This is a genomic window from Ensifer adhaerens (genome assembly GCF_001270265.1).
Lineage (GTDB): Bacteria > Pseudomonadota > Alphaproteobacteria > Rhizobiales > Rhizobiaceae > Ensifer > Ensifer adhaerens_B.
Map to the genome: position 1 here is coordinate 218,271 of NZ_LGAP01000001.1, position 22,631 is coordinate 240,901.

22 protein-coding genes and 1 tRNA gene are annotated in these 22,631 nt (G+C 61.1%); 9 read left to right on the top strand and 14 right to left on the bottom strand.

The features are described from left to right. Window positions 1–52: 52 nt before the first annotated feature. Complete coding sequence (locus tag AC244_RS01000) at window positions 53–559, bottom strand: outer membrane protein assembly factor BamE (protein ID WP_082366698.1); 507 nt, start codon at window positions 557–559, stop codon at window positions 53–55. A gap of 138 nt (window positions 560–697) precedes the next feature. Here AC244_RS01000 and AC244_RS01005 point away from each other — a divergent pair, with 138 nt between their 5' ends. From AC244_RS01005 to AC244_RS01030, 6 genes are all read left to right on the top strand, one after another. Beyond that, window positions 698–1,237, top strand: a complete 540-nt coding sequence (locus AC244_RS01005) for a ubiquinol-cytochrome C chaperone family protein (RefSeq protein WP_053246996.1) — start codon at window positions 698–700, stop codon at window positions 1,235–1,237. 97 nt (window positions 1,238–1,334) lie between these two features. After that, window positions 1,335–1,886, top strand: a complete 552-nt coding sequence (locus AC244_RS01010) for a YceD family protein (protein ID WP_053247627.1) — start codon at window positions 1,335–1,337, stop codon at window positions 1,884–1,886. 201 nt (window positions 1,887–2,087) lie between these two features. Then, window positions 2,088–3,146: a phosphate acyltransferase PlsX gene (gene plsX / locus AC244_RS01015; protein WP_053246997.1), complete on the top strand. Its 1,059-nt coding sequence runs from the start codon at window positions 2,088–2,090 to the stop codon at window positions 3,144–3,146. Between the two features lie 4 nt (window positions 3,147–3,150). Then, window positions 3,151–4,122 carry a beta-ketoacyl-ACP synthase III gene (locus AC244_RS01020; RefSeq protein WP_053246998.1) on the top strand — a complete coding sequence of 324 codons (972 nt, stop codon included), beginning with the start codon at window positions 3,151–3,153 and terminating at the stop codon, window positions 4,120–4,122. A 92-nt stretch (window positions 4,123–4,214) separates the two neighbouring features. Then, entirely contained in the window at window positions 4,215–4,553 is a 339-nt protein-coding gene (locus tag AC244_RS01025; RefSeq protein ID WP_053246999.1) for an integration host factor subunit alpha, read from the top strand. A gap of 139 nt (window positions 4,554–4,692) precedes the next feature. Then, window positions 4,693–5,229 carry a MerR family transcriptional regulator gene (locus AC244_RS01030; protein ID WP_053247628.1) on the top strand — a complete coding sequence of 179 codons (537 nt, stop codon included), beginning with the start codon at window positions 4,693–4,695 and terminating at the stop codon, window positions 5,227–5,229. Between the two features lie 304 nt (window positions 5,230–5,533). Here AC244_RS01030 and AC244_RS01035 read toward each other — a convergent pair whose 3' ends face one another. After that, window positions 5,534–5,767 carry a hypothetical protein gene (locus AC244_RS01035; RefSeq protein WP_053247000.1) on the bottom strand — a complete coding sequence of 78 codons (234 nt, stop codon included), beginning with the start codon at window positions 5,765–5,767 and terminating at the stop codon, window positions 5,534–5,536. 355 nt (window positions 5,768–6,122) lie between these two features. On the opposite strand from AC244_RS01035, the gene AC244_RS01045 reads away from it, so the two are divergent. Further along, window positions 6,123–6,199 (top strand) — tRNA-Pro (locus tag AC244_RS01045). Window positions 6,200–6,586: 387 nt separating this feature from the next. Here AC244_RS01045 and AC244_RS38555 read toward each other — a convergent pair. From AC244_RS38555 to AC244_RS01075, 7 genes are all read right to left on the bottom strand, one after another. Then, complete coding sequence (locus AC244_RS38555; protein ID WP_268750753.1) at window positions 6,587–6,718, bottom strand: hypothetical protein; 132 nt, start codon at window positions 6,716–6,718, stop codon at window positions 6,587–6,589. Window positions 6,719–6,807: 89 nt separating this feature from the next. Further along, window positions 6,808–7,722 carry a glycosyltransferase family 2 protein gene (locus tag AC244_RS01050; protein ID WP_414735879.1) on the bottom strand — a complete coding sequence of 305 codons (915 nt, stop codon included), beginning with the start codon at window positions 7,720–7,722 and terminating at the stop codon, window positions 6,808–6,810. Window positions 7,723–8,238: 516 nt separating this feature from the next. Further along, window positions 8,239–9,429, bottom strand: a complete 1,191-nt coding sequence (locus AC244_RS01055) for a glycosyltransferase (protein WP_234716827.1) — start codon at window positions 9,427–9,429, stop codon at window positions 8,239–8,241. Next, window positions 9,426–10,670 carry an O-antigen ligase family protein gene (locus AC244_RS01060; protein ID WP_053247002.1) on the bottom strand — a complete coding sequence of 415 codons (1,245 nt, stop codon included), beginning with the start codon at window positions 10,668–10,670 and terminating at the stop codon, window positions 9,426–9,428. Before AC244_RS01060 ends, AC244_RS01055 begins: the two co-directional genes overlap by 4 nt. Next, window positions 10,667–12,229, bottom strand: a complete 1,563-nt coding sequence (locus AC244_RS01065) for an undecaprenyl-phosphate glucose phosphotransferase (RefSeq protein ID WP_053247003.1) — start codon at window positions 12,227–12,229, stop codon at window positions 10,667–10,669. Before AC244_RS01065 ends, AC244_RS01060 begins: the two co-directional genes overlap by 4 nt. Before the next feature lie 58 nt (window positions 12,230–12,287). Further along, a complete protein-coding gene (locus AC244_RS01070; protein ID WP_053247004.1) occupies window positions 12,288–13,460 on the bottom strand; it encodes a glycosyltransferase family 4 protein in 1,173 nt (390 codons plus the stop codon). A 5-nt stretch (window positions 13,461–13,465) separates the two neighbouring features. Beyond that, a complete protein-coding gene (locus tag AC244_RS01075) occupies window positions 13,466–14,041 on the bottom strand; it encodes a polysaccharide biosynthesis/export family protein (RefSeq protein WP_053247005.1) in 576 nt (191 codons plus the stop codon). Between the two features lie 206 nt (window positions 14,042–14,247). Here AC244_RS01075 and AC244_RS01080 point away from each other — a divergent pair, with 206 nt between their 5' ends. Then, window positions 14,248–16,437 (top strand): GumC family protein, encoded by a 2,190-nt coding sequence (locus AC244_RS01080; protein WP_053247006.1) that lies wholly within the window; start codon window positions 14,248–14,250, stop codon window positions 16,435–16,437. Between the two features lie 53 nt (window positions 16,438–16,490). Here the strand turns inward: AC244_RS01080 and AC244_RS01085 are convergent, their stop codons facing one another. The 3 genes from AC244_RS01085 to AC244_RS01095 all read right to left on the bottom strand — a co-directional run bounded on the left by AC244_RS01085 (window position 16,491) and on the right by AC244_RS01095 (window position 18,845). After that, complete coding sequence (locus AC244_RS01085; RefSeq protein WP_414735867.1) at window positions 16,491–17,768, bottom strand: GNAT family N-acetyltransferase; 1,278 nt, start codon at window positions 17,766–17,768, stop codon at window positions 16,491–16,493. A 102-nt stretch (window positions 17,769–17,870) separates the two neighbouring features. Beyond that, a complete protein-coding gene (locus tag AC244_RS01090) occupies window positions 17,871–18,614 on the bottom strand; it encodes a metallophosphoesterase family protein (RefSeq protein WP_053247007.1) in 744 nt (247 codons plus the stop codon). An 18-nt stretch (window positions 18,615–18,632) separates the two neighbouring features. Next, on the bottom strand, window positions 18,633–18,845 hold the full coding sequence (locus AC244_RS01095) for a DUF2842 domain-containing protein (RefSeq protein WP_025426549.1): 213 nt from the start codon (window positions 18,843–18,845) through the stop codon (window positions 18,633–18,635). Between the two features lie 177 nt (window positions 18,846–19,022). On the opposite strand from AC244_RS01095, the gene AC244_RS01100 reads away from it, so the two are divergent. Beyond that, window positions 19,023–20,126 carry a COX15/CtaA family protein gene (locus AC244_RS01100; RefSeq protein ID WP_053247008.1) on the top strand — a complete coding sequence of 368 codons (1,104 nt, stop codon included), beginning with the start codon at window positions 19,023–19,025 and terminating at the stop codon, window positions 20,124–20,126. Between the two features lie 133 nt (window positions 20,127–20,259). On the opposite strand, the gene argC is transcribed toward AC244_RS01100, so the two are convergent. Beyond that, complete coding sequence (gene argC / locus AC244_RS01105; protein ID WP_053247009.1) at window positions 20,260–21,192, bottom strand: N-acetyl-gamma-glutamyl-phosphate reductase; 933 nt, start codon at window positions 21,190–21,192, stop codon at window positions 20,260–20,262. A 299-nt stretch (window positions 21,193–21,491) separates the two neighbouring features. Continuing rightward, entirely contained in the window at window positions 21,492–22,454 is a 963-nt protein-coding gene (speB, locus tag AC244_RS01110; protein ID WP_053247010.1) for an agmatinase, read from the bottom strand. Window positions 22,455–22,631: the final 177 nt, after the last annotated feature.

A 22,631-nucleotide genomic window follows, 5' to 3' on the forward strand; every position in this document is an offset into this window, starting at 1 on the left:
GAAGGCCCGCGGAACATCGTTCCGCGGGCCTTCTCTTTGCGATGGGGTGAATTTAGTTGCCGAAGTCCTTGAACAGGCTTCGCGCTGCAGCCTGCCCAGCGCCGGGGCCGGTCAGCAACTGGCCAAGGAAGCTCGTTTCCTTGCCGCCAGTCGGCGTCGTGCGGGTCAGCATGTCAAAGACCTTGCCGTCCTTCAGCGTATAGTGCGCGAGCTGGCTGACCGTGCCTTCCTTGTCGAAATAGACGGCAAGGATCGACTGGTCGACGAGCTGCGGCTTCATGAACGCCACGGGCCGTTTGCGGGTCTGCGATATGTAGTAGAATACCTCGTTGTCGAAGGTCGCGGTCGTCGACGGCGTGCCGAGCGAAAGCATGACCTGTTCACGGCTGGAGCCGACCGGAACGAGATTTAGCGTTTCCTGATCAACCACATAACCCTGGTGGAGAACTTCACCGACATTAGCGGACTGGCAGGCGGAGAGAGCAATGGTGCTAACAGTCGCTACGGCCGCAGCTCGGCCAAGGACCTTCAAATTTGTTCTGAAAAACCGCTTCGTCAACGACAGCTCCCTTTGGAGTAACGATGGCAGATCCGCCATTGCAATTCGTGCATGCTTCGGTAAACCAGCTTCGGCTATCATGCAACAACGTCATGGGCGCTTGCGCGCATTTCGAGAAAGCCAAAGCTGGGCTTTGTGATGATTTTTGGACTGTTCAAAAGAAAAAGCGGCAATATTGCGATTGTCGAACGGCAATATGCATTGTTGACCTCGGCGGCGCGTCAGCCGTACCTCTACACCGACCTCGACGTGCCCGACACGGTGATGGGGCGTTTCGAGATGCTGTCGGCCGTGCTGATCCTTTATTTCCGGCGCACGCGCGGATCGGCGCGCGCTGGCCAGGAGATCGCCCAGGAGATTGTCGATGCCTTCTTCGAGGATGTCGACCATTCGATCCGCGAGCTCGGCGTCGGTGACGCGGGCGTGCCGAAGAAGATGAAGAAGCTCGCCGGCATGTTCTACGGCCGGCTTGAATCCTATGCGGCGGCGCTCGAAAGCAGGGACGCGGCCGCACTTGCTGCGGCGCTGAAGCGTAACTTCTATCCGAAGGGCGATGGCGGGGAGCCGGCGATGGATGGCCTGGCGACCTATCTCCTCTCCGTTGAGGAACGGCTCGCGGCTGAACCGGAAGACGTTGTCGAAACGGGCCAGTTGCGCATCCCCGCCGCCGGAGAGTAATAGACGGCCATCGATGCCGCGCGCGTGCCAACCCGGCGCGCGGACTATCCGCGAAGAGCGCGCCGTCAGCGGCGCCCGCGCGAGGAAGGATCTGATCATGAAAGACGAAAGCCGGCCGGCATTCTCCTACCCGGTGAAGGTCGGGCATATCTCCGCCAATGCCGTGACCGTGCATCTCTCGGCAAACGAGAGCGAGCGGCGAGCGCTCGCCGAACTGTGGGATGTGCGCGAAGTCGTTTCGCTTTCAGCGGATCTGCAGATCGCGCGCTGGAAGAAGGATGGTGTCAAGATCAAGGGCGACGTTACCGCCCGGATCGTACAGTCCTGCGTCGTGACCCTCGAGCCCGTCGAGGCGGATATCCGAGAGCCTGTCGACGCTATCTTCGTACCGGAGGGATCGAGGCTCGCCCGCCAGGCCAGCAACGATGGCGGCGAGATGATTCTCAGCCCCGACGGCCCCGATATCCCCGATACCTTTATCGGCGACACGATCGATGCCGGTGTCGTCGTCAGCGAGCATGTGGCGCTGGCGATCGAGCCCTATCCGCGTAAACCGGGCGTGACTTTCGGTGCGCGCATCGAAAGCACGGCGGCGGACGACGAGAAGCCGAACCCGTTTGCAGCGCTGAAGGACTGGAAAAAGGACTGAGGCGGCCAAAGCCTCCCCTACAATTCGGTTGTCACGCGGACGAAAAGCAGTATTTTGGCCCGACTCCGGCCAAATGAGCCGCCGCAGCGATCTGCCGCGCGCCTGGCTCAAGCGTCAGAAGCAATATGTATCGCCGTTGCGTTCGAATGCGTGCGCCACGGCAGCACGTGTTGTGTGGCAGGAAAAAAGGATAAGACACGCGTGGTCAGAATTTCTCTTGACGTGATGGGCGGCGACTATGGTCCTGAAGTCGTCATCCCGGGCGCCGCAAGGGCGCTTGAACGTCATCCGGACATAAGGTTTGTCCTGTTCGGCATAGAAGCGCAGTGCGCTGATATCTTGGCCAAACATCCCAAGCTCAAGGCCAACAGCACTTTCCACGATTGCGAGATCGCCGTCGGCATGGATGAGAAGCCGAGCCAGGCGCTGAGGCGCGGCCGCGGCAAGTCGAGCATGTGGCGGGCGATCGATGCGATCAACGCCGGCGAAGCCGACGTCGTCGTGTCGGCCGGCAATACCGGCGCGCTGATGGCCATGTCGGTCTTCTGTCTGCGCACGATGCAGGGCATCCAGCGCCCGGCGATCGCCGCGATCTGGCCGACGCTGAAGGGCGAGAGCATCGTGCTTGATGTCGGCGCCACCATCGGTGCCGATGCGCAGCAGCTTATGGATTTTGCGTTGATGGGCGGCGCCATGGCGCGAGCGCTGTTCGAGATCGAACGCCCGACCGTCGGCTTGCTCAATGTCGGCGTCGAAGAGATCAAGGGCCAGGAGGAAGTCAAGGAAGCCGGGCGTCTCATCCGGGACGCCAATATCGAAGGCTTCGACTATTACGGCTTCGTTGAAGGTGACGATATCGGGCGCGGCACCGTCGATGTGGTGGTCACCGAGGGCTTCTCCGGCAACATAGCGCTCAAGGCCGCCGAAGGAACGGCGCGACAGATTGCCGAATATCTCCGCGCGGCCATGTCGCGTACGCTGATGGCCAAGATCGGCTACATCCTGGCCAAGGGTGCCTTCGATCGCCTGCGCGAAAAGATGGACCCGCGCAAGGTCAATGGTGGTGTCTTTCTCGGCCTCAATGGTGTCGTGATCAAGAGCCATGGTGGCGCCGATGGCGAGGGCTTTGCGGCCGCGATCGACGTCGGCTACGACATGGTGAAAAATGGCCTGAAGGCGAAGATCGAAATCGATCTGGCGAAGTACCACGGCGCCGAGCCGCCGAGCGCGCTTCCCGCCGGCATGAATGATGAGGTTTGAATAAATGATCCGTTCTGTCGTCCGCGGCTTCGGCGCAGCGTTGCCGAAGCGCGTTGTCACCAATCAGGAGCTGGAATCCAAGGTCGATACGTCAGACGAGTGGATCGTGCAGCGCACCGGCATCCGTCAGCGCCACATCGCCGGCGAAGGCGAAACGACGGCCTCGCTCGGCGAAGCTGCCGCACGCGCAGCACTCGACAGTGCCGGCCTGACAGCCGCTGATCTCGACCTGATCATCCTGGCGACGTCGACCCCTGACAACACGTTTCCGGCAACCGCTGTCAACATTCAGAACCGGCTCGGCATGCACCACGGCGCTGCCTTCGATTTGCAGGCCGTCTGTTCCGGCTTCATCTATGCGGTGACGACGGCGGACGCCTATATCCGCGGTGGCCTGGCAAGACGTGTGCTGGTGATCGGCGCTGAGACCTTCTCGCGTATTCTCGATTGGTCTGATCGGACGACCTGCGTCCTCTTCGGCGATGGCGCCGGCGCGATCATCCTGGAAGCGCAGGAAGGCGAGGGCACGATTGCCGATCGGGGCGTGCTCACCGCCAAGCTGCGCTCCGATGGTGCGCATCGCGAAAAACTCTATGTCGATGGCGGACCGTCGACGACGGGCACTGTCGGCCATCTCAAGATGGAGGGCCGCGAGGTTTTCAAGCACGCAGTCGGCATGATCACCGACGTGATCGAGGCGGCCTTCGAGGCAACGGGAACGACGGCCGAGGACATCGATTGGTTGGTGCCGCACCAGGCCAACCGTCGAATCATCGATGGCTCGGCCAAGAAACTCGGCATCCCGCTCGATAAGGTTGTGGTAACCGTCGATCTCCATGGCAACACCTCTGCCGCCTCCATTCCGCTGGCCCTGAACTCCGCGGCAGCCGATGGCCGGATCAAGAAAGGCGATCTCGTTCTGCTCGAGGCCATGGGGGGTGGCTTCACTTGGGGCTCCGTTCTGATACGCTGGTAAAAAATGCTGAAGCAACGCAGGCGCTTGACCGGAATTGACAAGGGCAATAGTCTTCGGTCGCTGATCGGCGTGCCAGACATCGGTGGGGGAAGATGAGCGGAAAAACAGTAACACGAGCAGACTTGGCTGAGTCGGTTTTTCGCAAGGTGGGTCTGTCGCGCACAGAGTCTGCCGAGCTGGTGGAAACCGTCATTGACGAAATATGCAACGCAATCGTGCGTGGCGAGAGTGTGAAGTTGTCTTCCTTCGCGACCTTTCAGGTTCGCGACAAGAACGAGCGCATCGGCCGCAACCCGAAGACCGGCGAGGAAGTACCGATTTCGCCGCGGCGGGTCATGACCTTCAAGGCGGCCAACGTCCTGAAGCAGCGCGTGCTGAAATCGCATCTGAGCCGCAAGGCCAAGCATAAGCCGGCCTCTCCCGTATCGTAAGTGGAGGCCGGCAACCACAATGTGGTTGAAAACCCATCCATAAGCCGTTGAAATGGAGCCGATTCGTGCGATCATCGCGCGACATCGGTTCATTGCGGCCGAGGCTTGTCCTGAGTCGCGTGTATGGAATGGGAACGAAATGGAAAAAAGCCCAGACGCTTTTCGCACCATCAGCGAGGTCGCCGACGATCTCGACCTGCCGCAGCATGTCCTGCGTTTCTGGGAAACACGTTTCCAGCAGATCAAGCCGATGAAGCGCGGCGGGGGGCGGCGCTATTATCGCCCCGAGGATGTCGACCTGCTGAAAGGCATCCGCCACCTGCTCTATGACCACGGCTACACCATCAAGGGCGTGCAGAAGCTGCTGAAGGCCAACGGCAACAAGTTCGTTGCGGCGATCGCCAGCGGCGACCTGGCCACTGTCGAGGCATTGGCGGCTTCGAGCAACGAGGAACCACCGCCGCCGAAGGCGGGTCTCTCCGAAGAGGACCAAATCGTCGGCCGTGCGAAGGCACCCGCCAGCCGCCGCTTCTTCTCTTTCGGCGGCGGCAACGACGACGTTCCGGAAATCTCGCTTGGCAAGTCGTCCTCGGTTGGCAAGGAAGACCGGGCGCTGCTTCAGGAAGCGCTTTACGACCTGCTCGAATGCAAGCGCCTGCTCGATCAGGTGCGGTAATCGGCGGTTTTTGTTTCCACGGTGAAGGTTCGACGCCTGCAGGCGGGAGCTATCGGTTTCAAAAAAAATAGCGTTTCGGTGATCCGCAGGCTTCACCATGGCGTGGTCGCAGCCAACGTCGGGCGCCGCCAACCGCAAATGGTCTCAATCGCAATCTATATCCGACCGCCGCTTTACTGGATGGCTGTCCGTTAGCGTTCGCCTGAAAACGACGGTAAGCGACTGGCATAGGGAGCGGCGGGTTGGCTGCGCCAGTCCCTGGTGTCCGCAGAAGATCGGCGGCCATGACAAGCCGCTTCGCATGTCAAGCGGCGTTTAGATCGGCAATCTCGCCAAACTGAACGAGCAGGCGAGGGCTGCTCATGTCGCCGCTTTCCTCGTCGACCTGAACCGCATAGGCGGCGACGCCGATATGCCTGGGTGCCATGGCCGCTGCAACCTTCTCTGCGCCGGCCGCGGTCGAGGCCGCGCGCATCTCGCCGGGCGCCAATCCACCGCGAACGCGCTTGAAGGGCATGACGATAAATTTCTCTGACATGATGCGAACTCCGATCTGTTCTACAAATGTTCCGATGGCGGCGAGAAGTCAACGTCTTAATTCCGGCGTAAGCCGATTGGTCTTTTGCGGTGCGGCCCGATGCGCCCCTCGCATAAGGCGGCCGGTTTTGCGAAGAGAATCACAAGGGCGTTCTGCGCCGACCGCTGTCCGACATCGACGGCTGTGTTCAGGTGGAGCGCGAGCTCCAGTTCGGCGAACTCGAAACATCCCGAGGAGGTTCGCGGGATTATTCGTTCCACTCCCTGCTTATCCACGCCGTTTGATCCTTTTTCGTGTTGAGGTCGAAATTCCCGCTTGCGCTCTAAGCGTCGAGACTATAGGGGTTTCCTCGGTCCGGAGCGTAGCGCAGCCCGGTAGCGCACTTGACTGGGGGTCAAGGGGTCGTGGGTTCGAATCCCGCCGCTCCGACCATTTTTCCCTTTGAGCGCAATGATTTAGGTCTCTAAGTCGTTGCACCCCCAAGCGTCGAACCGGAACAAAAGACGCTCAATTTGCGCAGTTCGGCGCAGATAGTCCCGAAAAAACCCAGAAGAACCCCGGTCATTTGTTCTTCCTTTGTGCCTTCCGATTCCTCGAAAGCGATTCGAGATCCCTAGTCGCATCCTCATCATGGACATGTGCATAGTCCGTCGTGGCGAAGTCGGTTTGCCAATCGATATCGGGCAAGTGCAGGATACATTCCTCAAAGCGCCAGCCGGTGGCATGCACGAAGTTGAAGGGGGGCGATGGCCTGCCCCGTTCGCCAGGTATAGCCACGGGCTATCGGTCTGCTTGCGCCGGCGGACACACTCCATCGGCTCATTGAGCCGATGGTTGCACCAGTTCGGTCCGAGCGGGAATTCGTAGCGCCGCTTGCGCTTTGCCCAGGTCGAGTTCGCGGCCGACACAAGGCACATCGGCACGTCGTTTTGCGACCAGTTGGTCGGTCATGCGCTGCAGACTCTGCCCGAGCTTTTTGCGCCGTCATGGACCAGAAATACGACTAAGTTCTTGGACTTTTCAGTCGCGGCTGCAAACGTTCACCCTCCGGATTCATTCGGAGCAATTGGCGTAATGAGGCCAAGGTCGCGCAACTGTTGCGAGCCGGTAAACTTCACGGATGCACCGGACTGCGGTTTAAGCGTCTTTATTTCAGCGATGACATCAGTGATCTTCGCGTATGCCGGCGTATTGTCGAAATATCGCTCTCTGCCTGCAGCTTCCCTTGTTTCGTTCTCACGATCCGAGAAGAAATCGAAGCGGAGCAAGGCACCCATCATGCTCGCGAAGTTTCTGCGATATGGAAGCGGTTGGTGTATGCTCGGGCCGAAGCGACAGTCATCGTCCCAGTATATCAGGGGGTATTTGATGAGTTCGAGGTCGGCATCGAACTTTCGTTTGCGCGCGCCGCCCTTGATTGAAATCGCCCGGTTGGTTGTAGACAGCGTGTACCCGGAGCTATCGAGGTGATCGGCGATTTCCCAAGGCGCGCGAGAACTCAGCAGGTTGGCGTCCGCCTGCGATAGGCCGACGGGATACATATCGAGCATGGGCGCCGGCAGCCTCAGCGCGCCGACCTTCTCAAGACAGTGTAGAACGGGCCAGAGTGTTTGGGTCTCGAACCCGTCGTAGACCAGGAATTCGTCGGAATCGACATTGACGTACCATCTTTGGCCCCCATAGAGGCTAAAGAGCGTCTCCCGCCATGCTCGACCGCGGCGTGCATCTTTGTACCGTACGGGAGAAACCCATAAATCCACGTCCTCCTGTTCGAGGAGGAATTCCCTTGTCCCGTCCGTGGAGGCGTCGTCTACGCAAATGAAGCGCGTTACACCTAGCTGCCGGTAGTGAGTTAGGAATGCCGGGACCAGCTTTGCGTCATTGCGTGTCAAGAAAACCAGCGGCAGCTCGTCGGGATAGAGTGACGTTTGGCCGTGATGGCTGACGCAACGCAGGCTGACTGAAATTGCTCTGCGACGTTCGCGCCGCTCGACCTTCAAGGTCTCATACCAGGTGAAGAGCTTCTCCAGCACCCCGCGGTCAGCGATTGATATCGCGTCGGTTCGGGCCCTGAAGGGATAGTTGATTTCGGCCATTGCTGCCCCGGTATAACTGTCCATATCATTTGGGCTTAGATCAAAAGCTCCAGCTTCGCAATGTTGCGGTAATGCTTGTGCGCCTGCGGCCCCGTCGGCTTGGCCGAACGGCTGCCCTCTGGTGACGGTGAAGCCGGCTGCTTCTGATCAATCCTAGCTTATGCACCGAGAGGTCGATGCGGATACCGAACACATTTTTGCCTGAGCTGCTGACGCAGGGATCGAAAGTCCTGGGGTGGAACGGGTCTTGGGCTTGTCGCGCTTGTGGCGTCGCGGTCTGCCGGGGACGAACTGCTCCGCGTTGCGGATTTCGGCTCCTCACGGGACAGTCTGGTCGAACTGCAGCCGGCTCGGTGCTTGTCCGTTGACGTCCGTCTAGGCCATTGCCGCAGTGCGTCGTCGTTCGGCAAGCTTCCAGTAGAGCATCTCCGTCCGGTCCAGCATCGCATCGAGCGTGAAGCGCTCCTTGAGGCTGTCGGCTGCCGCTGTAAGCGTCTTGAAAGTGGCCGGTGCTGTGGCCGCGGCCATTGTCTTTGCGAGTTGGGAGATGTCGTCTGTATTCGGCACGATGAAACCGTTGTGACCATCTTCGATCACGGTTCGAGCGCCACCGATATCGCTGGCGATAATCGGCTTGCCGGCTGCTGCCCCTTCCAGCATGACGTAGGACATTGCCTCGTAACGACTCGGCATGACGAGCACATCGAAGGCAGGGGCAGCTTGCGGGCCGGTGAATGCGGATGTCAGGTGCATCCGGTTCTGCAGGCCGCTTTCGGAAATGGCTTGGCGTAGAGAGCCCTCCAACTCGCCGGCGCCGACCATGACGAGGTGGCTGTTTTTCACCGACCCGGCGATATGCCTGAAGGCGGCAATGAGCCGCTCGGGCGCCTTCTGGGCGGTCAGTCGGCCAATGAATCCGAAGACGAATGCGTCCGGCGCAATACCGAAGCTGGCACGGATGGTCGTTGCCATATCGGGCGAGGGCGGGGCGACACCATTGACGATGACCGACATCCGCTCTTCCGGCATGCACAACGATAGGGCGTGGGAATGCTCGTCGTCCGACACGCAGATGAGGTGGTCGGTATAGAACCAGGCGAGGCCCCATTCGATCGCGCCATAGATCAGCCTGCCGCCGCGCCCGAGTGTCGGGTCCAGCGTCCGGAACGCGTGCGGTGTGTAGATGCGCGGTACATGGCGACCGGGTAGGCGCAGGCGCGTCAGTGCCCCGGCCTTGGAGCTGTGGCCGTGAACGATGTCGAACGGATCATGATCGCTCATGATCCGACGCAGCGCCAGGAAGGCTGGGATATCGGAGGGGCCCGGGGCACGCTTCATATCGACAGCATGCACAGCGGGGAGGCCGACGGCCTTCAGTTCGTGAACGAAACTTTCCTCGGCGCGTACCGGCGAGTAGACCGCCTCGACATGATGTCCGCGGAGATGCATGCCGCGGCAGAGATCGATGAAATGCCGGCCCGATCCGCCGCCGCTCGGCTCGAGCACTTCGAGCAAGCGCAGTGGCGTGGGCGCGGAGCGCTGTGGCAAGGGATATTCCATGTTCATTGCTGCCATCCGGCCCGCGCGGTTCGACGATGGCGGTATTCGAGGGCGGCACATCCCCAGATGATGCCGAGAAGCATGTAGAAGTGGCGCCAGTGATCGGTATCGATAACGTTGCCGACGCCGACATGACCGATCAGCGCGACCCAGGCGATCATCAGATAAACCTGCCAGGGGCGCTCAAGCAGCAGGAAGCGGAAACCGAGCGACAGCGTCCAGATGATCAGCGTTGCATAGCTGACGAAACCGAGCCAGCCATAGGACGTCAGCGACTTCAGCCAGACATTATGTTCGTCTTCGGGAAAGATCGTGCTGAAGACCATCGGACCGATACCGAGCGGTTTCTCCATCGACATCAGGAATCCGATGCGGTGACGGTCGAAACGGCCGAGATGGCCGCCGTCATAGTCCTGCACGAGCTGTGAGCGGCTGGAGAAGAGCGTGGCGACCTGCTCCGATTGCAGCGCCGCCAAGAGGGCGCCGACGACAAACACGCCGCCGACCAGCGCTATGACGAGGATGCGCAGGCGGAAGAGGCCGTTGCGTTCCTTGAGCAGCATCACGAAGACGAAGGCAACGACGCAGAAGAGGTTGAGAGCCCAGGCGGCGCGTGAGAACGACAGGAAGACACCGAGCGCCAGCACCAGAAGCGCCGCAATCTTCGGCGGCGCCTTGTGGATCGGTTGCGTCAGCAGTCCGTGGATCAGATAGAGCGCAGGGACCGACAGGAACGGACCGAAGACGTTCGGATCCTGGAAGGCGCCCTTGGCGCGGTCATAGAGCGTGAAGTTTTCAGCGCCCGGTATCGCGCCGAAATAGCCAAGAATGCCGAGAAGCGCGGTCAGGACGGCAGCCGTGACCCAGGCATTGAAGATCAGCCTTAGCCGCTGGTAACGGTCCTCGATGATGGCGGCGTAAAAAACCGCCGACAGCGCCAGAAAGCCGGAGACCGCCATGTACATCGGCCCCTTGGTCAGATCGACCATCGTCATCAGCGACAGGATGCCGCCAATGATGAAAAGGGTCAGCAGAGTAAGCAACGGCGCGACGTAGCGCGAGATCTTCAAGCCGAAGAGTGCCCAGAGACCGATGAGCGCCACCATGAACAGCTCATAGGGCGCCGGTTCGGCAATGACGAAACCCGACAGAAACACAGCAAGCGCGACCAGCCACGAACTGAAGAGAGAAAGCGCGGCGAGCTGGGGTCGAAAGACGATCGGCTGTGATGTGTCGACGGTGCTCAATAGGCATTTTCCGTGTTGAGCAGTCGAAACGGCGTCAGGAACAAGATCCTCAGGTCGAAGAGTAGCGACCAGTTTTCAATGTAATGAAGGTCGAAAGCCGTGCGCAGACGGATCTTTTCGTCATTGTCGATCTCGCCACGCCAGCCGTTGATCTGCGCCCAGCCGGTGACGCCGGGCTTGACGCGGTGGCGGGCGAAATAGCCTTCGACGACGTCGGAATAGGTGCGGTTCTGCGTCTGCGCCGCCACGGCATGCGGGCGCGGGCCGACAAGCGAGAGCTCGCCCTTGAGAACGTTGAAGATCTGCGGCAATTCGTCAATCGAGGACTTGCGGATGAAGCGCCCGACTGGCGTTACGCGCGGGTCGCCCTTGGTCACCGCGTTACGTGCGCTCGGATCGCTCATATGCGTGTACATCGAGCGGAACTTGTAGACCTCGATCGTCTCGTTGTTGAAGCCGTGGCGCTTCTGCTTGAAGATGATCGGGCCGGGCGATGTGACCTTGACCGCGATGGCGGTGCCCAGCATCACCGGCCACAACAACACCAGGGCGACGATGCTGAAGAAGATGTCGAAGCCGCGCTTGGCGACGGAATCCCAATCGGCGATCGGCTTGTCGAAGATATCGAGCATCGGCACGTCGCCGACATGGGAATAGCTGCGCGGCCGGAACCTCAGGTTGTTGGCATGGGCAGCAAGGCGGATATCGACCGGCAGGATCCAGAGCTTCTTGAGCAACTGCAGGATGCGTTTTTCAGCCGTCAACGGCAGCGAGATAATCAACATGTCGATGCGCGCCAGGCGCGCGAATTCGACAAGCTCGTCGACGGTTCCGAGTTTCGGATAGCCGGCAATGACATTCGGCGACCGACGTTCGTCGCGATCGTCGAAGATACCGCAGATGCGAATGTCGTTGTCGGTCTGATGCTCGAGCGTGCGGATCAGGTCCTTGGCCGGCTGGCCGCCGCCGACGACGACGGCGCGGCGTTCCATCGTGCCGTTGCGGGCCCAATGGCGAATGGAATAGGCGATGAAGGCCCGTTCCGCGACGAGGAACACCGCCCCGGAAATGAACCAGCCACCGAACCAGACACGCGAATACTGGTGACCGGACTTGAGAAAGAACAGCGCGATGGCAATGCCGCCGAATGCGATCGCCCAGGAGGCCAGGATCCGTGGGGCGAAGCGCAGCCAGGCGCGCAGGGCGGGGACCTGGTAGGTATCGGCGATCTGCATGGCGGCAACGGCGAGCGCGGAGCCGCCGATGAGGATCGCGAGGTAAAGCGGCAACTGGCCGAAACCCGGCTGCACATAGAGCGCATTGATCGCGTAGCCGATGGCGAAAAGCGCGCAGAATTCGAACAGGCGCATCAGCCCCATGATCATGGCGGGCGAATAGGTGTCGGCGCGAAACTGTTCGGCAATTTGTCGGGCGAGGGGGTTGAGCTCCGTCGACGCTTCGCCGCCGACCTTTTCGTCCGGCGCACGGGTACGGATCTCCGAAATCTTCTTGCGAAACGCTTCGGGGTCGAAGGCTTCCGACCGCTTAAACTCGTTCATGGCTTCCTTCCGGCACTGAAGTCCTCAGCCGGGATAGCAGAAAGCCACTAAGAAACGCTTACGTTGCAGCCTGCGGCCCGGCAGGAGCCGAGTGGTTTCGACACAAATCACGATAGAGCCGCAGCACCTCGGCCGTCATGACCGAGGCGGCAAATCGGGACTTGAATGTCTTCGGGTCCGGCATGACGCGGGCGGACCAGTCCTTCTCGACGATTGCCGAAGCCATGATCGCGGCAAGTGACTGCGCGTCTGCCGGGTCGGCAAGGGCGGCGCTATGCTTGCCGAGGATTTCGGGTATGCCGCCGACCCGACTGGCGATCACCGGCTTCTGCGCTGCCAGCGCTTCGAGAACGATGTAGGGCATGGATTCCGCTCGAGACGGAATGACGATGTTTCGTGCCAGCGCAAAGGCCTCGCGGGCATTCATGGCCGGGCGCATGGTGATCCGGCGCCCGAGGCCTTGCTCAAGCGTGAAGTCGCGGTATTCCTGCTGCTGCGGGCCGTCACCGACCATCAGCGCCGAAAGCGGCCGCCCGACAAGCCGTTCCGTACGAGCAAAGGCATCCACAAACAGATCGGGACCCTTCAGGTCCCGCATCATGCCGATATAGAGGAAATCGACCGCATCTGGCAGCGCCTCCACGGCCTCGAACTCGCGATCGTCGATGCCATTGTAGATCAGCTCGTAACGCTCGCGCGGCTCGCCGACCTTGGTAAAATAGGTTTGGCGTTCGAAGTCGCAGACGAAGACGAGCGCGTCTGTGAGGCGCTCCTGAAGCCGTTCCAAGGGAAAGACGATCCGCCCGATGAACGACTTCGGGCTGTAGTGGAGACTGCCACCGTGAGGGGAGTAGAGGCGGGCTACGCAATACCTGTTGACCCGCAAGGCTGAACCGATGAGGCGAGCTATGGCGCCACCTTTGGCGCCGTGCCCATGCAACACATCCGGTCGCAAACTTCTGATTTCCTTGTAACCGCGCCACAGCGCGGCAAAATCCCTTGGGCTGATCGAGCGATGGATCGGCATGCGCACGAGACCTAGTGCCAGATAGGGCCGGATTTCGTCAAAGAGCGAATCTTCATATAATCCGCCGGTTGTACTGTCGCAAAGAATGCCGACCTGGTGGCCAGCCGCCGCGTGCGCTTCCACCAGATCGCGCACATGGCGGAAAATGCCGCCGACCGGCGATCTGAAGCAGTGAATGATGCGCAAGGGACGCTGCGGCTGCATCGAGATCAGAACAGCCGTTCGCGAATGTAAATCGTATCTCCAGCCAGTACGGCGTCGGTGATCGGCACGCGGCCGGTGATGATCCGGCCATTGATTTTGCGCGTGACGTCGGCGCTGGCCTGATTGGCGCGCGGTGAGAATCCGCCAGCAACCGCGATCGCGTTCTGAACCGTCATTCCCGGCACATAGGCATATTGCCCTGCCTGGCCAACTTCGCCCATGATGAAGACCGAGCGATAGCGGTCGACTTCGATAGTGACGTCCGGATCGCGCAGATAGCCCTGTTTCAATTTTGCGGCGATCATGCCCTCGAGTTCGGGCAGCGTGTGGCCGCGCGAGGCGACGGTGCCGATCAGCGGGAAGGCAACGTAGCCTGCCTGGTCGACCGTATAGGTGCCGCTCAGGCCCGCCTGCTCGAACACGTTGATGCGCAGCCGGTCACCGCTGTCCAGCCGGTAGGGCTGGATCGTTGCTTCACTGAAAGCCTTGGGTGCCGGCTGATAGCTTGTGCAGCCGCCGAGCAAAATCGACAGTGCTGCCACCGTAATAGCGAGACCCGTCTTCATACCTGCGGTTGACATGCTGCTCTTAGGCTCCGGAAACGACCACCTCTTTCGTCGTTATCGATCCGTTAGGGTTAATAGCTGGTAAACTCGCGGTAGAATTTTCAACTGGGTGCCTGGGACGGAGGAGGGGCGAAATCGCGCAGAGGTTGAGCGGCCATTAACCCTTGCGTTACCATGTTCATTTACCTTCCAGCGAGATTTTAGGGTTCGGAGCCAGAAGCATGTCGGGAAACGGCGGCGGACAACAGGATGTGGATATCGATCTCGGCGGGCTGTTCCGCGCCGTGTGGGATCGACGCGTCAAGGTATTGCTCGCCACTGCATGTGTTGCAGCGCTTGCTTTCGGCGCCGCGAGGATGATCGCGCCGGACTATCAGAGCGAGACGCGCGTCCTCATCGAATCGCGAGAGCCTGAATTCAGTGGCTCCAACCAGAATGCGCAGACCGGGTCCGACCGGGTTTTCGACGAATCCGGCATTCTGAGCCAAGTTCAAGTGCTGCGCTCGGCCGACCTGATCAAGCAGGTCGCGCGCAACATGAAGCTATATGAGTTGAAGGAGTTCGATCCTTCGGCGGATCCTTCGGCGGTTTCCGATCTGATGGTCATGCTGGGCCTGAAGAAGAATCCGTTGGAGATGCCCCCCGAGGAGCGCGTGCTGAAGGAGTTCACTTCGAAGCTGCAGGTCTATCAGGTCGAGAAGTCGCGCGTGATCGCGATCGCCTTTACCTCGAAGGATCGACAGCTTGCGGCGGCGATCCCGAACGAAATGGCAAAGGTTTTCCTTTCGCTGCAAAGCGGCGCGAAGCTCGACACCAATTCCGAAGCGAGCCGTTGGCTGGAGCCTGAGATCGCCAATCTGCGCGAGAAGGTGAGGGATGCCGAAGCCAAGGTGGCGGCCTACCGTTCGTCATCCGATTTGCTGCCGACCGGCGAGACAACGAACTTCGCGACGCGGCAACTCACCGACATATCGAGCGAGCTGACACGCGTGCGTGGCGAGCGGGCCAATGCCGAGGCACGCGCCGAGGGTGTGCGCGCGGCGCTGGCCAGCGGCCGCGAGGTGGATACCATCGCCGACGTCGTCGGTTCGCCGATGATCCAGCGCCTCAAGGAGACGGAGGCAAACCTGCAAGGGCAAGTGGCAGACCTTTCGACCACGCTGCTTGACGGCCATCCGCGGCTGAAGGCCCTGAAATCGCAGGTCGAAGGCATCCGGGCGCAGATCCGCTCCGAAACCCGCAAGATCCTCAGCAGTCTTGAAAACGAGGCAAAGGTCGGCGAATTGCGCGAGCAGCAGTTGATACAGCAGTTGAACGCGCTCAAGGCCAAATCGGCCCAGGCCGGCGAGGAAGAGGTGGGCCTGCGTGCGCTCGAGCGCGAAGCGACCGCCCAACGGCAACTGCTCGAGACCTATCTGGCGCGCTACCGCGAGGCAACGTCGCGAACGGTCGAGAATGCAACGCCCGCCGATGCCCGTGTCATTTCGAGCGCGGTCGTTCCGACGGGTGCCAGCTTCCCGAAAGTGATGCCGATTACCATCGTCGCAGCACTCGCGACCTTCCTTCTGAGCTGCATCATCATCATGCTCGGAGAGTTGTTCAGCGGTCGTGCGTTGCGGCCGGTGTCAGTCGGTGCCGAGCGGCCGCCGGTCCGTTCGCGGCCGGCAATCGCCGCTGTTGCGGCTGCTGATGTTCCCGACGAAACGCTCGAGATATCGCCCGCATTGAGCGACGCCATCGCCCTCCCGCCGCTGGCGCCACTGGCGGCAGCCGAAGCGGGCGATGTTAGCGACGATCCGAGCGGTGAGGCAATCGAACCGGATTTCTCGATCGAGGCGGTTGCCGATCACCTGCGTGAAAGCGGAGTGCGGATCGCAATCTCGGTTTCGCCCGGTGGCGACGAGGGATCGACCGCGACGGTCATGCTGGCGCGCCTGATCGCCGAGGAAGATCGCAAGGTCGTGCTGATCGACCTGACTGGCTCTGCCTGCCCGACCCGCCTGATGGCGCGCTCGGCGCAACTGCCTGGTATCACCAACCTGCTGGCAGGTGAGGTGGCATTCACCGAAACCATTCATGCCGATCGTTTTTCCGACGCGCATATCATTCCGCAAGGGGATGCCGATCCGAGGCTCGCGATGCGCGGCATCGAGCGGCTGCAGATGATCATTGATGCTTTGACCAATGCCTATGATCTGGTGTTGGTCGAATGTGGACCGGCAGACGAGGGGGCTGTCGACAAGATCGCCCGTCGCGACGGCGCGGAGATCATCCTGTCGGCGCCGGCAGTCACCGACGAAAGAATCGTTGAGGTCCTGACCGGCTTCGGCGAGGCCGGCTATCGCGATATCGTGCTGATGACTGGCCGCGGTGAACCCGGCCCGGACTATCCCGACCGTCACGCGGCGTGAGCAGAGGCAATACCGTCAGCATGTCGCGCGAAGCGACGCCTGGGCGAGAGTGCTTATTCGACGTCTCCGGTCTTTCTACCGGCGTGCGTCTTACGACTGCGTGCGCGCTGAAAGAAGGAGTAGGCGGCCCTGTTCGCCTTGATCACCACTTTCGCCCGCACCAGTGCCCGGTGATAGCCGGCTGCGAACCGGCCGCGTAACGTTAGCGGCACGACGATGTCTCTCAGCGGTGTCTCGATCGTGCACCATGAGCGCTTGTAGGGCTGGTCGCCGACACCGAAGTCAAACAGCGCCGCACCTTCGCCACAGAGCCTCTCGACCATCCTGTAGAACAAAAGCTCGCCGGGACTGGCATCGCCTGCCAGATCCTCGTCGATAGACCCGAACTGGCAGATGACATGGTCGGCCTTTCGCGAAAGACCGGCGACAGCAACGACCCGCCCGCCATGTTCACCTTTCAGGCGGATGGCATTGAGTTCGAGCAGCGGATTTCCAGCCTCGCCGCAGCGACCGGCGAGCGCGTGAAAGAATGCCCGCGTCTGCGCCTCATGGAAAACGTCGGGAAGACCAAGAGCTGCAAAACGGATTGCCTTCTGTCGCAAGAAGACGTCGAGCAACGCCTGCGCTTCCGCGGGGCTTTGCGCAATGACGTAGTCGTAGCCCCCGAGAGCCTCGAGCCTTCGCTCGGAGATACGCATCTTCTTGCGCCGCCGTTTTGCATTGACCTGTGCCAGCGTGCGTTCGAAGCTCGCTAACAGGGGCAGCTGAAACGAGGCATTCTGGTTCTTGATGCCAGGCAGACCCGTCAACGGGCTTGCGGTTCCGTGCCAGTGATACGGGGTCTTTTCGAGCGTGACGAGATCGACCTTGTGGCCCGGACGGTGATTGAGCTCGCGCGCCAGCAGGTCAGAAACATCGACCTGGGGAAGGGGCAGCGCATCCGCTGCAAACAGGCCGGTATTGAGATTGCTGTGGGGCGCACCGATAAACCGGGCGGTGTTGAATAGGCGGCCAGGCACGAATTCGAGGGGCAGAATGAACTGCAATTCGCCATCAAGGGTGCCGCGAACGATCAGCAACTCGCTGCCATGGGTCTGCGCCCATGCCGCGCACCAGTCGTAGCCATTGTGCAACGAGTTGAAAGGCAGCGCTTCCAGCGATCGCCATTCCTGCTCCAGCGGCGCCATCGTGTCATGGATGGAGATCTCGAACCGGCTCGCGGCAGCATCGGACCGGGACGCAGCTTGTGCATCTCGATGGCCCGATCGGCCGATGGTCAGATCTGTATTCATCATCGGCAAGGCCGTCCGGATGCTGGTTGCGGCTGCCATTGAACGGCAACTCCGCTACAATCCGCTTAACTCCTGAAACACGACCGCCGCCTCCAGGCAATAACCGGCGAAAGCAGTTAGCAAAGCGTGAAGCTCGGACAGCTACGCGCTGAGAAAACCCGTTGCAAGAGCTTCTGCCCACTGCAGCCGGTTTCGCTCCGCCGCCAGCATCGACATCGCCTTATGGTCGTAGGGGATCGTGCGGAACGTGACGCTCCAGTCATTGCCGGCATTTTCGACGACGGCGTAGCGCGCATCCGGCGAGCCGACTTCCACCTTGTGCGCGACCGGGCGGTCGTCGTCATAGCCAGGGCAGCCGACGCTGCCGGGATTGACCACGAGCCGGCCGTCCGCCAGGCGGATCGCTCGGGGAATGTGCGTGTGTCCGCAGAGAATGACCGGTTGTTCGATCCCTGTCGCAAAGGCTTCGATGGCGCTGCGCGCTGCCAGATGGACCACGCCGTCGGCGGTTAACGCTTCGAGCCAGTAGGTCTCGTCGCTTGCAGGCGTGCCGTGGCAAAGAAAGAGTGCATCGCGATAGACGAGGGTGGCCGGTAGTGTCGCGAGCCAATCGAGATGTCGGGGCTGCAATTCCCCATGGGCCGCGCGGTCGGACAGTCCCATGTCGGCCGGATCGATCGTCAACAGATATCGGTCATGATTGCCGGCGATCGCAGGGATGTTGCGCGCCATCAGGATATCGGCGGTGCGGGCGGCATTCAGCGGACCGCTGACATGGTCGCCGAGATTGACAATATCGGTGATCCCCAGCGCGTCGATATCGGCAAGCACCGCCTCGAGCGCGAGGTCGTTGCCATGGATATCGGAAATGATCGCAACCTTCATCGGCGTGTCCCCTTGGGCTCAGCGGTCCTTCGCCGGCTTTTCCATCCACTTGATGATCAGCATGGCCGGCAGCACCCAGAGCAGGCCGGTAAAGAAGAAGTACATGAGATGCACCCACCAGGGTGCAGCGCCCAGCAGCAACGATGCAAAGGTGACGGCGGCGAGCGCATAGACGATGACGAGGATAATGATCAGGATCGTGCCGATCAGCTTTCTGAGACGTACGGGCATTTCATTTCTTTCAAATGGCGCTAGGTCCTGACCCTAGATCTGGCCGCGACGGCATGCCGCAAAGGGTTCGGCCTTGTTTTGCATGCCGCTCTGGTGCAAATCAACGGCTTTCCGGCAGGCGCGGCGATGAACCGCTCGATCTCCCTGCCGCCAACCCCGCGAACCAGAGGGAAAGCCATGGCAGGCGTCGAATTGGCGACAGAACAGATGCTCCGAAGCGAGATCGGCAGGACCGATCGCAACCGCCGGCAGATCCGCGGCTGGCTCGTTGTCGTTCTCTTCACGCTTTTCGCGCTGGTGCTTGTCGGTGGTGCGACGCGCCTGACGGAATCCGGCCTGTCGATCACCGAGTGGAAGCCGATCCACGGTGTCATCCCACCGCTGACGGCCGAGGAATGGGAAGAAGAGTTTCAGCTCTATCAGCGCATCCCGCAATACCAGCAAATCAACAAGGGCATGACGGTCGGCGAATTCAAGACGATCTTCTGGTGGGAATGGGCGCACCGGCTGCTGGCCCGCAGCATCGGCGTGATCTTCGCGGTGCCGCTCGCCTTCTTCTGGCTGACGGGTCGGGTCGAACGCCGGCTGCGCTGGCCGCTTCTCGGCATTCTGGCGCTCGGCGGCTTCCAGGGTTTTATCGGCTGGTGGATGGTTTCGTCCGGTCTGGTTGAGCGGACCAACGTCAGTCAATACAGGCTGGCGACCCACCTCGTCATCGCCTGCCTGATCTTTGCCGCCTGCATGTGGATCCAGCGCGGCCTTTGTCCGCACTCCGACGATGCTGCGCCGACGGATCGCTCACGCAGGATGGCGGCCATCATCGCCATCATGAGCCTGTTCCAGATCTATCTCGGCGCGCTGGTTGCCGGGCTCGATGCGGGTTTCAGCTACAATACCTGGCCGCTGATGGATGGCGCATGGATCCCGTCCGATCTTTTCCTGCAGCACCCCTGGTGGATCAATGTCTTCGAGAACCCGAAGACCGTGCAGTTCATCCACCGGATCGGCGCCTATGTGCTCTTCGCGCTGGCGCTGATGCATGTGATTGCCTCGGTGCGGGCAGCGCCGGAATCCACGCATGCGCGCCGCTCGGTGTTGCTGTTCGTGCTCGTCAGCATTCAGGCGGTCATTGGCATCACCACGCTCGTGCTGCAGGTGCCGGTCGGCTGGGGCGTCCTGCATCAGGGTGGCGCGCTGGTGGTACTCGGCTTTGCCATTGCGCATTGGCGCGGCTTCATCGGCGAGTATCCAAAGCCGGCCGCGATCGAGCTGCGCAGCTAAAGCCGGCAATCGGACATACAGAAAGACCCCGGCGAGCATCTGAACAAACCCCCGAAGTTGGAGGTCCAGCTTTCGGGGGTCAGTTCAGCATCTCTCCGGGGCCTTTCTTGTTCGTTCCGATGGCTGCAAGCGATTAAGCAGACAGCATCAAATCCATGTTCTGGACGGCGGCGCCCGAGGCACCCTTGCCAAGATTGTCGAGCAGGGCGACGAGGTTCACGTGAGTTCCGCCTGGCGTGCCGAACACGAACAGTTTCATCGTATCTTCACCGGCAAGTTCCGTGGCATCGATGCGGCCGAGCTTTTCGCTGGCGGCAAGCGGGACCACTTCGACGATCGACTGGCCGCTATAATGTTCGACGAGCGCCGCATGAATGCTCTCGACCGTCGCGCCGGAGGCGAGATCGTCGAGATAGAGCGGAACCTGCACGATCATGCCCTGCGGGAACTTGCCGACCGAAGGCGCAAACACGGGCGCGCGGTCGAGAAGGCCGTGCATCTTCATTTCGGGCACATGCTTGTGCTTGAGTGTCAGCCCGTAGAGGAAATGCGGCGCACTGATGTGATCCGGGTTTGCCTCGTCCTCCATCTGCGCGATCATCTGCTTGCCGCCACCGGTGTAGCCGGAAACGGCGTTGACCGTTACCGGGTATCCATCGGGTAGGATGCCGGCCTGGCGCAGCGGCCGGATCACGCCGATCGCACCCGTCGGGTAGCAGCCGGGATTGGCGACATGACGCGCATCGCGGATCTTGGCGGGCTGTGCCTTGTCCATCTCGGCAAACCCGTAGGCCCAGTCCGGTGCGATCCGGTGCGCGGTCGAGGTATCGATGATGCGCACCCGGTTGTTGCCGGCAACCATGGAGACAGCCTCGCGCGACGCATCGTCCGGCAGGCAGAGGATTGCGATGTCGGCGTTGTTCAGAAGGTCTTCACGCATCGCGGCGTTGCGTCGCTCGGCTTCCGGTATCGACAGGAGTTCGAGATCGCTGCGGCCGGCCATGCGGGTGCGGATCTGCAGCCCGGTGGTGCCGTGTTCGCCATCGATGAAGATCTTCGGTTTCATGATTTTCCCGTTCTTCCAGAAGGTTACGAGTCATTCCGGAATCAATCTGGCACAGATTTGATTCAGTTTCTCAACGCCCCGTTCGCGCGTGAAGCGCCCGCCCGGTGGCGCGGTCGTATTCATATATAAGCAGCGGCCGCAGCCCGCAACCGGGCAGCCCGCGCTAGCAACGGTTCGGCGACGCGTGACGCCTGCGATGGCCGCTATCACGCGTGCCACTGATCGCGCGCTCGTCGATCAGCATCTGCGCCAGCGTCAGGATGCGGGTCTGCTCAATCTCGATTGATGCCGGCCAGGCGTCAGCGAAGTGTCGAACGCTCCGCCAGCTTTTCGGCGTGCAGGCCCAGCATGTACATGGCGACAGTCGCGCCGGCGATGGCGGTGACGTCGGCGTGGTCATAGGCAGGCGCGACTTCGACGACATCGCTGCCGACGACGGTCAGGGCTCCGAGCTTACGCAGGACCGAAAGTATCTTGGCGCTGGAAGGCCCGCCGGCAACCGGGGTGCCGGTGCCGGGGGCATAGGCCGGATCGAGGCAGTCGATATCGAAAGTCAGATAGGTCTTGCGCTCTCCAACCTGCTGGATGATGACGTCGGCAATGTCTGTGACGCTCATTTCCTCGACATCGTATCCATAGAGAATGCGGATGCCGCAATCCTCCGGCGCGTGGGTGCGTACGCCGATCTGGATCGATGCGTCGGTATCGATCAGGCCAGCGCGCGCCGCACGGCCGACAAAGGAGCCATGGTCGATGCGGCCGCGTTCGTCCGGCCAGGTATCCTGATGCGCATCGAACTGGACGAGTGCGAGGGGGCCGTGGATCGCGGCGTGAGCCTTGAGGATCGGGTAGGTGACGAAATGGTCGCCGCCGAGCGTCTGGAGATAGGCGCCGCTCTTCAGGATCTTTGCGGCTTCGCGCTCGATCGTCGCCGGCGTTTTCGAGTGGTTGCCATAGTCGAGCAGGCAGTCGCCGTAGTCGATCGTTGCCATTTCGGCAAAGAGGTCGCGCTCGAACGGGTATTGCGGATCGTTGTCGAAGATCGCCGACGCGCGGCGGATCGCCTGCGGCCCGAAACGCGCGCCGGGACGATTGGAAGTCGCGGCATCAAAGGGGATGCCCCAGACGACGGCATCGACGTCCCTCAGCTGCTTGGAATATTTGCGCCGCATGAAAGAAAGGATGCCGGCATGCGTCGGGTCCGATGCCGCCGATGTGAGTGTGCGCGCCGTCAGCGCGTGATCGATCGTCCTGTTCGCCATATCCCGCCTCCCGTGTATGGCGGAACGTTGGACAATCGTCGCCGGCAAGGCAAGTCCCTGCCGGCGAATTCTACTGCATAATTCCTTAAATCCGTTCCGATTTAAGGATAAAATTATGCAGCAGATTCAAAGTGTTACAGCGTCCTTTGCGCGTCATATTTGACGCGCGGCGCTGTA